This window comes from Streptomyces sp. NPDC030222, from assembly GCF_055573115.1.
This window is the reverse complement of sequence record NZ_JBVICA010000007.1, coordinates 218,164-231,254: the sequence shown is the minus strand read 5'-3', so window position 1 is coordinate 231,254 and position 13,091 is coordinate 218,164. Positions and strand designations below refer to the sequence as shown.

Annotated in this window: 12 protein-coding genes; 7 read left to right on the top strand and 5 right to left on the bottom strand. The window is 73.5% G+C overall.

Annotated features, from left to right (window positions below):
- Positions 1–15: 15 nt before the first annotated feature.
- Positions 16–1,368 carry an FAD-dependent oxidoreductase gene (locus tag ACZ4Z5_RS13570; protein WP_468261211.1) on the top strand — a complete coding sequence of 451 codons (1,353 nt, stop codon included), beginning with the start codon at positions 16–18 and terminating at the stop codon, positions 1,366–1,368.
- A gap of 279 nt (positions 1,369–1,647) precedes the next feature.
- Here the strand turns inward: ACZ4Z5_RS13570 and ACZ4Z5_RS13565 are convergent, their stop codons facing one another.
- Both ACZ4Z5_RS13565 and ACZ4Z5_RS13560 read right to left on the bottom strand, forming a co-directional pair.
- Positions 1,648–2,013, bottom strand: coding sequence for an ArsR/SmtB family transcription factor (locus tag ACZ4Z5_RS13565; protein WP_468261208.1), 366 nt, complete (start codon positions 2,011–2,013; stop codon positions 1,648–1,650).
- A 101-nt stretch (positions 2,014–2,114) separates the two neighbouring features.
- Positions 2,115–3,194: an NADH:flavin oxidoreductase/NADH oxidase gene (locus ACZ4Z5_RS13560; RefSeq protein ID WP_468261205.1), complete on the bottom strand. Its 1,080-nt coding sequence runs from the start codon at positions 3,192–3,194 to the stop codon at positions 2,115–2,117.
- A gap of 154 nt (positions 3,195–3,348) precedes the next feature.
- On the opposite strand from ACZ4Z5_RS13560, the gene ACZ4Z5_RS13555 reads away from it, so the two are divergent.
- The 5 genes from ACZ4Z5_RS13555 to ACZ4Z5_RS13535 all read left to right on the top strand — a co-directional run bounded on the left by ACZ4Z5_RS13555 (position 3,349) and on the right by ACZ4Z5_RS13535 (position 7,981).
- Positions 3,349–3,714: a hypothetical protein gene (locus tag ACZ4Z5_RS13555; RefSeq protein WP_468261203.1), complete on the top strand. Its 366-nt coding sequence runs from the start codon at positions 3,349–3,351 to the stop codon at positions 3,712–3,714.
- Between the two features lie 186 nt (positions 3,715–3,900).
- Positions 3,901–4,986, top strand: a complete 1,086-nt coding sequence (locus ACZ4Z5_RS13550; protein ID WP_468261200.1) for a WD40/YVTN/BNR-like repeat-containing protein — start codon at positions 3,901–3,903, stop codon at positions 4,984–4,986.
- Between the two features lie 250 nt (positions 4,987–5,236).
- Positions 5,237–5,914 carry a uracil-DNA glycosylase gene (locus ACZ4Z5_RS13545; RefSeq protein ID WP_468261197.1) on the top strand — a complete coding sequence of 226 codons (678 nt, stop codon included), beginning with the start codon at positions 5,237–5,239 and terminating at the stop codon, positions 5,912–5,914.
- On the top strand, positions 5,911–6,966 hold the full coding sequence (locus ACZ4Z5_RS13540; protein ID WP_468261195.1) for an N-acetylglucosamine kinase: 1,056 nt from the start codon (positions 5,911–5,913) through the stop codon (positions 6,964–6,966). The genes ACZ4Z5_RS13545 and ACZ4Z5_RS13540 overlap by 4 nt, the downstream gene beginning before the upstream one ends.
- Positions 6,967–7,060: 94 nt before the next feature.
- On the top strand, positions 7,061–7,981 hold the full coding sequence (locus ACZ4Z5_RS13535) for a sirohydrochlorin chelatase (RefSeq protein WP_468261192.1): 921 nt from the start codon (positions 7,061–7,063) through the stop codon (positions 7,979–7,981).
- Between the two features lie 141 nt (positions 7,982–8,122).
- Here ACZ4Z5_RS13535 and ACZ4Z5_RS13530 read toward each other — a convergent pair whose 3' ends face one another.
- The 3 genes from ACZ4Z5_RS13530 to ACZ4Z5_RS13520 form a co-directional block, all read right to left on the bottom strand.
- A complete protein-coding gene (locus tag ACZ4Z5_RS13530; protein ID WP_468261190.1) occupies positions 8,123–9,175 on the bottom strand; it encodes a lactonase family protein in 1,053 nt (350 codons plus the stop codon).
- 148 nt (positions 9,176–9,323) lie between these two features.
- A complete protein-coding gene (locus ACZ4Z5_RS13525) occupies positions 9,324–10,445 on the bottom strand; it encodes a nitric oxide synthase oxygenase (protein WP_468261504.1) in 1,122 nt (373 codons plus the stop codon).
- Between the two features lie 332 nt (positions 10,446–10,777).
- A complete protein-coding gene (locus ACZ4Z5_RS13520; protein ID WP_468261501.1) occupies positions 10,778–12,286 on the bottom strand; it encodes an FUSC family protein in 1,509 nt (502 codons plus the stop codon).
- 229 nt (positions 12,287–12,515) lie between these two features.
- Between ACZ4Z5_RS13520 and ACZ4Z5_RS13515 the strand changes: the two genes are divergently transcribed.
- Positions 12,516–13,025, top strand: coding sequence for an Lrp/AsnC family transcriptional regulator (locus ACZ4Z5_RS13515; RefSeq protein ID WP_468261187.1), 510 nt, complete (start codon positions 12,516–12,518; stop codon positions 13,023–13,025).
- The last annotated feature ends 66 nt before the right edge of the window (positions 13,026–13,091 follow it).

Sequence of the window (13,091 nt, the reverse complement as noted above, 5' to 3'; positions counted from 1 at the left end):
GAAAGGAGCACCACCGTGCTTCGCGTCGCTGTCGTCGGTTCGGGCCCGAGCGGTGTCTACACCGCCCAGTCACTGGTCCAGCAGAACGTGGTGCCGGACGTGCGGGTCCATGTGCTGGACCGGCTGCCCTGCCCGTACGGTCTGGTGCGCTACGGCGTGGCCCCCGACCACGAGAAGATCAAGTCGCTCCAGAAGAACCTGCGGACGGTATTGGAGGACGAACGGATCTGCTTCGTCGGCAACGTCCAGGTCGGGCCGGGCGGGGTGAGCCCCGCGCAGCTCGGCGAGCTCTACCACGCCGTGGTCTACTGCGTCGGCGCCGCGACCGACCGCAGGCTCGGCATCCCCGGCGAGGACCTGCCGGGCAGCTGCTCGGCCACCGACTTCGTCGCCTGGTACAGCGCCCATCCGGACGCCGTCGGCCACGGTTTCGCGTTCGGCGCCGGCTCGGCCGTGGTCATCGGCGCCGGGAACGTGGCCGTGGACGTGGCCCGCATCCTGGCCCGCGGGGCCGACGAGCTGCGGCCCACCGACGTCCCGCAGGCGGCGCTCGGGGCCCTCGCCGGCAGCCACGTCCGCGCGGTGCACATGGTCGCCAGACGGGGCCCGTCGCAGGGCAGGTTCACCACGAAGGAGCTGCGCGAACTGGGTTCACTGCCCGGAGCGCGGGTCCGGGTCGACCCCGAGGAGCTGGCGCTCGACCCCGCCTTCGCGGATCCGGCGGCGCTGCCGGCGGTGAACCGGCGCAATGTCGAGGTACTGCGCGGCTGGGCGGGCGCGGAACCGCCCGGGGGCGAGCGGGTCATCCGGCTGCGGTTCTACCTGCGGCCCGCGGAGATCCTCGAACGGGACGGCCGGGTGGCCGGGGTGCGGTTCGAGCGCACCGCTCCCGACGGCACCGGAGGAGTGCGCGGCACCGGGACGTACGAGGACATCGAGGCGCAGTGGGTGCTCCGCGCGGTCGGCTACCGGGGAGTGCCCATGGAAGGGCTGCCCTTCGACGCGGCCCGGGGCACCGTGCCGCACTCGGCGGGCCGTGTGCTCAGGGACGGCTCCCCGTCGCCCGGGGAGTACGTCGCGGGCTGGATCAAGCGGGGGCCGACCGGGGTGATCGGCACCAACCGGCCCTGCGCCAAGGAGACCGCCGCCTCGCTGCTGGAAGACGCGCCCGCGCTGCTGCGCCGCACCGCGGCGAGCGATCCGGTGGCGGCGCTGCGAGCGCTGGGACTGCGGCCGGTGGAGTGGCCGGGCTGGCTGGCGATCGAGGAGGCGGAGACCGCCCTGGGGCGGTCGCTGGGGCGTGGATCGGTGAAGATCCCGGACTGGGAGGGACTGCTGTGTGCGGCGCGGGGCGGCGGACCGTCCTGAGGACCCCTCCCGCGCGAGACGGCCCGAAGCGTCTCTTCCGGGGAACGGCACGCCACACGCAGCCCGCGCTTCCGAGGAACCAGGCCGGGTGGCGCCACGCTGGGCGAAGGGGCGCTGGAGGGATGGCCGCCGTGACACGGAACGTTCAGATGACCCCACCACTGCCCCGCTCCAAAGGCCCCTCCCTGCCCCGCACCGGCTGCCCTTCCGCTGCCCCGTACCGTCGGCCGGCCGGTCCTCCGGGCAGCCGCCCGCTCGGACCTGCCTGCAGTGTCGCGGTCAGCCGTTTCCGTGCGCGGCCGTCCGGAGCCGGTCGGCCTGCTCGTCGGCGGCGGCCAGCAGCGTGTCGAGCAGACCGGGGAAGAGCACTTCCAGATCGCCGCGGCGCAGTCCGTTCATCTTGGCGGTGCCGCGGTAGACCTGCTGGATCACACCGCTCTCCCGCAGGACCCGGAAGTGGTGCGTGGTCGTCGACTTGGTGACGGGCAGGTCGAAGTGCGAGCAGGACAGCTCCTCCTCGGTCCCCGCCAGCTCCTGGACGATCCGCAGCCGCATCGGGTCGGACAAGGCGTGCAGCACTTCCTCGAGCCGTATCTCCGCGCGTGTCGGGTGGGCGAGCTCGCGGCTGTTCGTCGCGGTGGTCACGGCGACTTCCCCCTGTCCGGTGCGATGGTCCGAGATCCGAATGGTACGAGAACCGTCGTACTTGGACCTCCATCGTACCGCGGCGTAACCCGGCAACCGGCTCAGACGGCGCGGTGGTACTGCTCGGGAACCCTGCCCTCCGCGGCCAGTTCCCTGGCCGCACGGTTGGCCCAGTAGGGGTCGCGCAGCAGTTCGCGGCCGAGGAGCACCGCGTCGGCCTCGCCGTTGGCGAGGATCTTCTCCGCCTGCTCGGGCTCGGTGATCAGGCCGACCGCGGCGACGGGCAGACCGGTCCGGCTCCTGACCCGGGAGGCGAACGGGACCTGGTACCCGGGACCGGCGGGGATACGGACGTGTGGGGCGTTGCCGCCGCTGGAGACGTCCACCAGGTCCACGCCGTGGTCCTCGAGGAGCGCGGCGAGCCGCACGGTGTCGTCGGCGGTCCAGCCGCCCTCGTCCAGCCAGTCCGTGGCGGAGACGCGGAAGAAGAGGGGGAGTTCCTCGGGCCAGACGGCGCGGACCGCGTCCACCACCTCGACCGCGAGCCGGGTGCGGTTCTCGAAGGAGCCGCCGTAGGCGTCGGTACGGCGGTTGGAGTGCGGGGAGAGGAACTCGCCGATCAGATAGCCGTGCGCACCGTGGATCTCGACGACCTCGAAGCCGGCGTCCCGCGCCCTGCCCGCCGCCCGTGCGAACTGGCCCACCACTTCATGGATCTGCTTGACCGTCAGCTCCTGCGGCACCGGGTATCCCTCGTCGAAGGGGAGCGGGCTGGGGGCGACCGGCTGCCATCCGTCCGCGTCGGGGCCGACGGGGGCACCACCCTTCCAGGGCCGGTCGGTGGAGGCCTTGCGGCCCGCATGGGCGAGCTGGATGCCGGGGACCGTGCCGCGCTCCTTGAGGAACCCGGTGATCCGGCGGAACGCCTCGGTCTGGTTGTCGCTCCAGATGCCGAGGTCGGCCGGCGAGATCCGCCCTTCCGGGGAGACTGCGGTGGCCTCGACGAGGATCAGCCCGGTCCCGCCGGCGGCGCGGGCCGCGTAGTGGGCGAAGTGCCAGTCATGGGCGACACCGGCCAGGGGTCCGGAGGTCTCCGCGCTGTACTGACACATGGGCGCCATCCAGATCCGGTTGGGGATGGTCAGGGACCTCAGGGCGAGGGGCTCGAAGAGGGCACTCATGAAGGACTCCGTTCCGGAGGTGTGAAGCCGCGTTCGCTTGGTACGACACCCATCGTAGTACGAGAATCATCGAATTACGAGGATCCTCGTACAAGGAGGTGTGCGGCCCATGGCAAGCCGGGGGTCCGTCAGCGGCGTGATCTAGCCTGCGGCCATGGTGACCTTGATGATCTACGCAGGCCAGGGCACGGTTCCCGCCGAGGGCGAGACCTTCCTCGGCCCGCCCACCGTCTTCCGCCTCCTCGACGTCGACGCCGAGGACTACGACACGGCGTCGGAACGCGCCGAGGGCGAGGACGCGGACGCCGATGGCAAGGTGCTGGGCGCGCTCGGCGGCGAGCCGTCCTGGCTCCAGTACGACGAGACGCCTCCCTGCCCGTCGTGCGGCACCCGCATGGCGTTCACGGCGCAGCTCGAACAGGGCCACGACCCGCTGACCGCCGCCAACTACGGGGGCGGTTGCGCGTATGTGTTCCGCTGCGGCGACTGCCGTGATGCCGCGTTCCTCTGGCAGTGCTGAGGGTCCGGGGGCCGAGCCGGGCGCCGGCATGAGGGGTAGCCGGCAACGGCGCACCCCGGCCCCTTCCCCGCCGTGCCGCACACACACGCGGTCCGACCTGGGGAAAGGCCGTTCCGAGGGCCACTGTCGGCGGTGGGGTGCAGACTGGCCCCAGTCCGAGACAACGGCGTCCTGGAGGTGTCGGCCATGTCCGACGTACTACTCACCGTGGGCACCCGCAAGGGACTCTTCATCGGCCACCGGCGCGCCGGTGTGTGGGACTTCGCGGGGCCGCACTTCAACGCGGAGGCGATCTACTCCGTCGCCATCGACACCCGCGGGTCCCGTCCCCGGGTGCTCGTCGGCGGGGTGGACTCGCACTGGGGCCCCTCGGTGGTCCACTCCGACGACTTCGGCGCGACATGGAACGAGCCGAGGCAACCCGCGGTGAAATTCCCGCAGTTCACGGGGGTGTCACTGGAGCGGGTGTGGCAGCTGCATCCGGCCGGCCCCGAGGCCCCCGACGTGGTGTACGCGGGGACCGAGCCGGCCGCGTTGTTCCGGTCGGAGGACCGCGGCGAGACATTCACCCTGGTGCGGCCGCTGTGGGAGCACCCGACCCGCTCGCAGTGGATGCCGGGCGGCGGCGGTGAGGGCCTGCACACCGTCGTGACCGATCCGCGGGACGCCGGGGCGGTGACCGTCGCCGTCTCGACGGCCGGGGTGTTCCGGACCCTGGACGGCGGGGAGAGCTGGGCGCCGTCGAACAGGGGCGTGTCGGCGGTGTTCCTGCCCGACACCCAGCCGGAGTTCGGCCAGTGCGTGCACAAGATCGCCCAGGACGCGGTTGATCCGAGCCGGCTCTACCTCCAGAACCACTGGGGCGTCTACCGCAGCGACGACTCGGGCGCCGGCTGGGTGGACATCGGTTCGGGCCTGCCCTCCGACTTCGGGTTCGCCGCGGCCGCACACCCGCGCCGCGGCGACACCGCTTACGTCTTCCCCATCCAGGCGGACGCGGACCGGGTTCCGGCGGAGCACCGCTGCCGCGTCTTCCGGACGGAGGACGCCGGCGCGACCTGGCACCCGCTGTCCGAGGGCCTGCCGGACGACGAGCACTACGGGACGGTCCTGCGCGACGCCCTGTGCACGGACGACGCCGATCCGGCCGGGGTGTACTTCGGCAACCGCAACGGCGAGCTGTACGCGAGCCCCGACGACGGGGACACGTGGCAGCTGCTCGCCTCGCACCTTCCGGACGTGCTCTGCGTGCGGGCCGCGGTGACCGGCTGACCTGCCGGGAGGGACGGCGGCGTCGGCCGGTGCACCGCAGTGGCGGCCCGGTTCGGCGTTGTCGGCCGGTGCCCGTGGTGGCGGCCCGGTTCGCCGGTATCGGCCCGGTCCGCTGGTACCGGCCGGGTCCGCGGTGTCGGCCCCCGTCCGCCGTGTCGGCCGCCCCGTGGGTCTCCGCCGGGGACCGCACGGACACCGGGTCCGCCGAAGCAGGCGGAGAGGTGCCGTTACGGCACTAGAGTGATCTCCCGTGGCTGCACGACCGTTGAAGGACATTGTCGAGCCGGGCTGGGCGAACGCCCTGGAGCCCGTGGCCGGAAAGATCGCCGCGATGGGCGACTTCCTCCGGGGAGAGATCGCCGCAGGGCGCACGTACCTGCCGGCGGGGGCGCACGTACTGCGTGCGTTCCAGCAGCCGTTCGACGAGGTGCGGGTCCTCGTCGTCGGTCAGGACCCCTACCCGACGCCTGGCCATGCGGTCGGGCTGAGCTTCTCGGTGGCCCCCGACGTACGGCCGCTGCCCGGGAGCCTGGAGAACATCTACCGCGAGCTGAACAGCGACCTGGGGCTCCCCCGCCCGTCCAACGGCGATCTGACGCCATGGACCCGGCAGGGAGTCCTGCTGCTGAACAGGGCGCTCACCACTGCTCCCCGCAAGCCCGCCGCCCACCGCGGCAAGGGGTGGGAGGAGGTCACCGAGCAGGCCATCAGGGCGCTCGTCGCCCGGGGCACGCCGCTGGTGTCGGTCCTGTGGGGCCGTGACGCCCGCAACCTGCGTCCGTTGCTCGGGAACCTCCCGGCGATCGAGTCCGCGCACCCGTCCCCGATGTCCGCGGACCGCGGGTTCTTCGGCTCGCGGCCGTTCAGCCGGACGAACGACCTGCTCGTGGGGATGGGAGCCCAACCGGTGGACTGGCGCCTGCCATGACCCGGGGCCCCGTGCGCTGGGTGCTGGGCGTCGACTCGGGCGGGTCCGGGCTGCGCATCGCCCTGGCGGACGCGGACGCATACACGTACGCCGGCGGAGAACCGGGGCCTGCGCCGGAAGCCGCCCCGGCCAGGCCTGCGGCCGCCCGCACCCTGGAGTTCCGGGAGCCGGTACGGACCGGGGCTGCCGGAATCGACGCAGCGCACCTCCTCGAACGGCTCCTGCCGGCAGCACGCACGCTCCTCGCCCGGGCCGGCGGGGACTCACTGGCAGCCGTCACCGTCGGTGCGGCGGGCATGGCCTCCCTGGGCGACGATCTCCGGGCCGTACTGCCCGGCGCAATGGGATCCGCCCTGGGCGTGCGGACCGTCGCGCTGGCCGCCGACGCCGTCACCGCGTACGCCGGCGCGCTCGGGAACCGCCCGGGTGTCGTCGTCGCGGGCGGTACGGGGCTGATCGCCCTCGGCACGGACCTGCGGTCCTGGCGGCGCGCGGACGGCTGGGGCCATCTGCTCGGCGACTGCGGCGGAGGCGCCTGGATCGGCCGTGCCGGCCTGGAGGCGGGCCTGCGCGCCCACGACGGCCGACGCGGAGGTTCCACGCCGCTGCTCGCCCGGCTGGAGGCCGTGTTCGGCCCGGCGGCCGGTCTGCCGGCCCTGCTGTACCCGCGCACCGACCGGCCCGCGGTACTCGCCTCGTTCGCACCCGAGGTCGTCCGGTGCTCGGCGGACGACCCGGTCGCCGCGGGCATCCTGCGTCGCGCCGCGGAACACATCGTGGAAACCGCGGCGGCGGTTCTCCCCGCCACGGCCGGCGAGGAGCGGCTGTCCTGCGAAGTCGCGTTCACCGGCGGCCTGTTCGCCTTCGGCGATGTCCTCACCGTGCCTGTGCGCGAGGAGCTCGCAGCCCAACTGCCCTGCGCCCGGCTGGTGTCCGCGGCAGGGGATCCCCTCCAGGGCGCACTGCGCATCGCGTCCGCACTCGTGACGGACCGCCTGCGTCTTCCCCGCGATCGTCACATGCTGCACGTCCTGGCGGAACCGGGTGGTTGATCCGAAGAGATCCCAAGAATAAATCGGCACATACAGTGCGGGACCACCCCCTCCCCGAACAGCCGCGCAGACAAAACCAGTAGCATGCGGCGCCATGAGCTCCCCCACTGGGCCCACCGGCCTGCCAGTACGAATGCCGCGACCCCGCCCGTCCGGTCGGCACCGCCGCCCGGAACCCGTGGTGGCGCCCGAGAACGCCGCCGCGCTGGTCCTCGCCGTCCCCGGCGACCCGACCCCGGCGAGCCGCAGCCTGGCCGAAGAGGTCATCAGCATCGCCCGCTCGGAGCTGCCCGGCCTGGACGCCCGGATCGGCTACGTGGACAGCACGGGCGCCGAGTACCCGACGCTGGACGCAGTCCTCTCCCTCGTCGCCACCGAGCGCACCGCGCGCCTGGAGCAGGCCAAGGCCGCCGGCCGTGAGGTTTCCCACGCCGACGGTCCGGTGGCCGTCGTCGTGCCCCTGCTCGCCGGCCCCGACAGCGCGACCGTGCGCCGGATACGCCAGGCGATCAACGACAGCCGCACCGCCGCCGAGCTGACCGACGTACTCGGCCCGCACCCGCTGCTGGCGGAGGCGCTGCACGTCCGCCTCTCCGAGGCGGGACTCGCCCGCGCCGACCGCGCGCGGCTGTTCACCGTGGCCACCGCGGCCGACGGCATCGTCCTGGCGACCGTCGGCGGCGAGGAGGCCGTGCAGGCCGCCGGGATCACCGGCATGCTGCTGGCAGCCCGCCTCGCGGTGCCGGTCATGGCCGCCGCCCTCGACCAGGAGGGCTCCGTCGCGGCGATCGCCGAGCAGCTGCGCGGCTCCGGTTCGACGCAGCTCGCCATGGCGCCGTACCTGATCGGACCCGAGGCCGTCGACGGCCTCGTGGAGAACGCGGCCAAGGAAGCCGGCTGCGAGACCGCCGAGGCGCTCGGCGCGTACCCCGCGATCGGCAAGCTGGTGCTGTCGCAGTACGCCTCGGCGATCGGCGTCGCGCCGCAGCAGGCGCCGGGCATGCCGATCCACTGACGCCGGATCCCGCTGTCGGCGCAGTGATGCGCGAGAAGGCCCGCACCGCCCGGTGCGGGCCTCTCGCATGACGCGGTCCGGCCTCCTCCGGTTCGGACACCGGGCGGGGCCCCTGGAGGCGGAAGCTGCCGACGCGGGCGGTCAGACGAAGACCACGCAGGAGGCGGCGGGCGCAGGCAGCGAGCCGGCGCGGTGCGGCACACCGGTCTCCGGATCGAGGTCGAACCAGGTGACGTCGCCGGACCGCTCGTGCGCCGCGTACAGGCGGCGGCCCTCCGGGTCGAGGGTCAGATGGCGGGGCCAGTGACCGCCGCAGGGCACGGAGGCGACCAGGCGGGGGTGCTCCGGACCCTCGTCCAGGGACAGCACGGCGATGGTGTCGCTGCCCCGGACGGCCGCCCAGAGGAACCTGCCGTCGGGTGCGGCGACCGGCGAGGACGGGTAGCAGTCCGTGACCGTCCCCTCCGGGACCACGGGCACGGTGCCGACGGGTACCGGGGTGCCGGTGGCGGCGGCCCAGCGACACACCGTGATGGTCGGCTCCAGCTCGTTCAGGACGTACAGATGGCTGCCCGCCGGGTGGAAGACCAGGTGCCGGGGGCCGCTGCCCGATGGGAGGGGAATCTCCCGGCAGGCCCGTGGCGGGGCACCGGGCGCTCCGAGATCGCTGATCCACAGGGAATCGGTACCGAGGTCGACGGCGAGCAGTCGACGGCCGTCGGGGTCGGGCAGCACCTGGTGGGCGTGGGGTGCGGACTGACGCTCGGCACGCGGTCCGCTGCCGGTGTGACGGAACTGTGCGACGACGGCTCCCGGACGGCCGTCGCCGAGGACGGACAGCACGCTGACGCTTCCGGAGCCGTAGTTGGCGGTCATCAGCTGCCCCGCGGCCACGGTGACGTGCGTCGGCCCGTCCGCGTCCACCGGTACGGGGGTGCCGAGCATGCGCGGCAGGGGGGCGGTGATGTCGAAGGCCGCGGCGGTGCCCTCGGTGGTCTCGCCGACGGCGTAGAGGACGCGGCCGTCCGCCGCCACAGCGAGGAACGACGGATTGGGGGGCGCGTCGGTGGACCCGAGGGGCGCGAGCGCGCCGGTCGCCGGGTCCACGGCGCAGACGATGATGCCCGCGCCCCCCGTGTCGGTGAACGAGCCGATGAAGGCCCGGCCCGGCGTGTCGTGTCCCGTGTCCGCCACCGCGTCTCCTTCCCTCGCCGTCCGCACCCCGACGTGACGGCGCGTACGGACGGCACCCTCACAAGAAAGGTATAGACCAAGCTGCGGGGCCGGGCGCAGGCGGGCGTGGCGACCGCACCCGACCCGTGACAGCGGGGCGCACGGCCGGCTACGTGCCGGGCTTCGCATCCCCCCGTGAGCGGGCGAGCGCCTCCGGGTGGTGGACGAACCACGGCCGCCGCTCGGTCGGGTCGTAGGTGCGGTGGAAGACGGATGTGGCCGAGCCGGAGATGGGCGGCACGATCCACGACCAGTCCGCGCCCGTGGCGCGCCCGCTGCGCTCCTCGCGCTCCACATGGGCGAGGAACCGCCGCGACTCGGTGTGGTGGTCGGTGACGGTCACTCCCGCGCGGTCGTACGAGTGGAGGACGGCGCGGTTGAGTTCCACGAGCGCGCGGTCCTTCCACAGGCTCCGGTCGGTGGACGTGTCGAGGCCCATGCGCTCGGCGATGCGCGGCAGCAGGTCGTAGCGGTCGGTGTCGCCGAAGTTCCGGGCGCCGATCTCGGTGCCCATGTACCAGCCGTTGAAGGGGGCGGCGGGATAGGAGACGCCGCCGATCTCCAGGCACATGTTGGACAGCACGGGGACGGCGTGCCAGCGCAGCCCCCAGTCCTCCCACCAGGCGTCCTCCGGGTGCCGGATGGGGACCTCCAGTACGGAGTCCGGAGGCAGCTCGAACCAGGCCGGCTCCCCGTCGCCGCCCTGCACGACGAGCGGGAGCACGTCGAAGGGCGTGCCCGGACCGCCGGGCCAGCCCATGCCGAGGAGTAACGCCGTCAGGCCCGCGTTGCGCGGGTCCCCGAGCACCGGCTCGTCCTCGGCCTTCGGCGGGTATCCGGCGTAGCGCACCAGCTGCTCGTTCCAGATCCGGGGGCCGGGGCTGCCGGGAGCGTCCGGCGCGAAGACCGTGATCAGCGGACGGATACGGCCGCCGTTGGTGGCCCGCCGCAGATGCGTGACGGCCTCTCGGACCACACCGTCCGCGTCCCGTACGTCCCGGCAGTCGTGCACGGTCAGCGAACGCCAGTACAGGCGGCCTATGCAACGGTTGCTGTTGCGCCAGGCGAGCCGTGCGCCGTGCACCAGCTCGGCCTCCGTGTGCCGGTACGTACCGGTGTCCCGGATCTCGGCGTGCACCTCGGCGAGCCGCCGCGAGGGATCCACGCCCGGGCGCTCCTCCCGGTGGTGGAGCAGGACGAACTCCTCGGCCTCCCGGTGCACTGCCTCCAGGCGGTCAGAGCCCTCGGGTCTCGACGAGGTGCCGGTGCGGGCCGGGGGCGCGGCGGGGTGGCCCACCGGGCAGCGGGGCTGTGCACCGCTGCCCACGGCCCGTCCGTGTTCCTCGGTCGGCGGCGGCTCGGACCTCGGAGCGGGGAATCGATTCCCCTCGGCAGTCGCCCGGCGTCGGAACATCCGCATCTGCGCACCCCCACGTGCCCCAGTGGCTCCGTCCATTGACGGATGGCCCTACCCCGTCGCAGGCCTGATCCACCCTGTAGGTGCCGGATGCACGTGCCTCACACACGCGCCACACTGCCATGCGGCCAGGCCGGGGCGTACGGTCAGGCGGGAACGAGCGGGGAGCGCGGAGAGGTGTGGAGCGGCGCGGCGAGGTCCGTGAGCGCCCGCTCCAGACCGTGGAGGTGTGTGAGCGCGGCCTCGGCGCCGGGGTGGCGGTCCGGCACCCGGTCGACGGGCACGGGTCCCGAGGCGTCCCGCTTCGCGGCGCCGCGCGACACCAGTGCCTCCACGGCCGCCTCGACGCGCCAGCAGGCCGCGGCGAGCCGGGCGTCGTGCGAGGCGTCCGGGTCGGCCGCGACCGCGGCCAGACCCGTCACCTCGCGGGCGCAGTCGTCGAGCAGCGCGAGGACCTGGCGGGCGCGCGCCTTGCGGGCCCGCAGCGGGCTCAGCGGATGCACGAGCGGGGCGACGGACATGCGCACCCGTCCGAGGAGCAGCTGCAGCTCCGCGACGCGCGGCGCCGGGTCGGCGGTCTCGTCGCCGGCGAGCCTGCGGGCGGCCTCCGCGGCACAGCCCCGTACGCAGTGCAGGGCGCGTCCGATCCACGCATTGGTGGCCGCGTCCGTGGTGACGGGCAGCACGAGGGCGACGCCGACCACGGCGCCGAAGGCACCGACCGCGGTCTCCTCGAAGCGGAGGAGCAGCAGTCCGGGGTGCAGGACCCCGAGGAGCCCGTACAGCAGGCCGGCCATGATGGTGACGAAGAAGATCATCCAGCTGTAGGACGGCGCCGCGGTGTAGAAGATGCCGAAGACGCACACGGCGACGAGGACGGCGGTCGGTCCGGGGGCGCCGTCCAGCGGCACGGCGATCAGCAGCCCCGCGACGATGCCCGTGACGGTGCCGACCACCCGGCGGAAGCCGCGGACCAGGGTCTCGCCGCGGGACGAGGTGTTGACGAAGATCCACCAGGCGGTGCCCACGGCCCAGTACCAGCGTTCCTGGGAGAGCACCTGGCCCGCCGCGAGGGCCACCCCGCAGGCGACGGTGGCCTGGAAGGCCTGGCGCGTGGTGGGCCGCGTCAGGCGGCGGCCGGTGAGCGGCGCCGGCCCGGCGGGCGCCGGGGTGCGCCGCTCGATGCACCACAGTCCGAAGCGCACCGAGGCCGTGACGAGCAGGGCGATGGACACCGCCCCGTACAGCTCCGGCAGCTGCGCCGGTACGGCCTGCAGGAACTGCGTGATGAAGAACATCATGAACGCGAAGATGCCGAGCGCCTGTCCGCGCGGGCCCCAGCGCCTGGCGTACACACCGCAGAACACGACGGCCAGCCACACGCCGTCGCGGACGAGGGGCATGTCGTGCAGCGTCGTGGCGAGGGCCAGGACCGGGAACCCTGCCGCGGGGAGCAGGGCAGTGGTGCGGACCTGGGCCCTGACCGTGGCGTCGGTGACGGTGAAGAGGGCGAGGAGCGCGGCGAGGCCTCCGGTGACGGAGGCCACGAGGGACATGCCGGCTGCCTCGGCGACGGCCACCGAGAGGCCGGTGCCGAGAACGGCGCGCAACGAGGTGCGCAGTCGGACACGCCCCGGGTCCGGGGCCACAAACATCCTCTTCACGACGGTCGGAACGCCTCCTGTCGAACGCAGATCGGCTGCTGCGGACATGGGAAAGGCGCCGCGGGTCCGGACCGGCCTCGTCGCCGTCCGGCGCTGCGCAGCGCCATCTACGAAGAAAGGAAAGCACCTGACCGGACAGTGGCTCAAGCCGGTGCCGATGGACTGTGCCGTTGGTACAGTCGAAGGATGAGAACGGCGGCCGGGAGGAGGCCAACGGGCCATGACGGTTGATGCGCTCGACGCCCGGATCCTGCGATTGCTCCTGGAACAGCCCCGCACCAGCGTGCGCGAGTACGCGCGCATTCTCGGCATCGCGCGGGGCACCCTCCAGGCCCGGCTGGACCGGCTGGAGCGGGACGGTGTGATCACCGGCACCGGGCCCCGGCTCTCTCCGGCCGCGCTGGGCCATCCGGTGCTGGCGTTCGTACACATCGAGGTCACCCAGGGCCACCTCGACGAGGTCGGTGACGCTCTGGCGGCGCTGCCGGAGATCATCGAGGCGTTCTCGATCACCGGCGGCGGCGATCTGCTGACGAGGGTGGCCGCCCGGGACAACGAGCATCTGGAGGACGTCATCCAGCGCCTCATCCAGGTGCCGGGCGTGGTGCGGACCCGTACGGAGGTGGCCCTGCGCGAGCGGGTGCCGCACCGGCTGCTGCCACTCGTGGAGGCAATCGGCGAAGCGGCGGCCGCGTCGGCCGGAGGCCCCCGGCCGCGCGGCGGTTTCTAGTACTGCAATGGTGTTCGCCGTGACGGTTGGGCAGTTTCCGGCGGGCCCACCCGGCCTTGGGGGGCG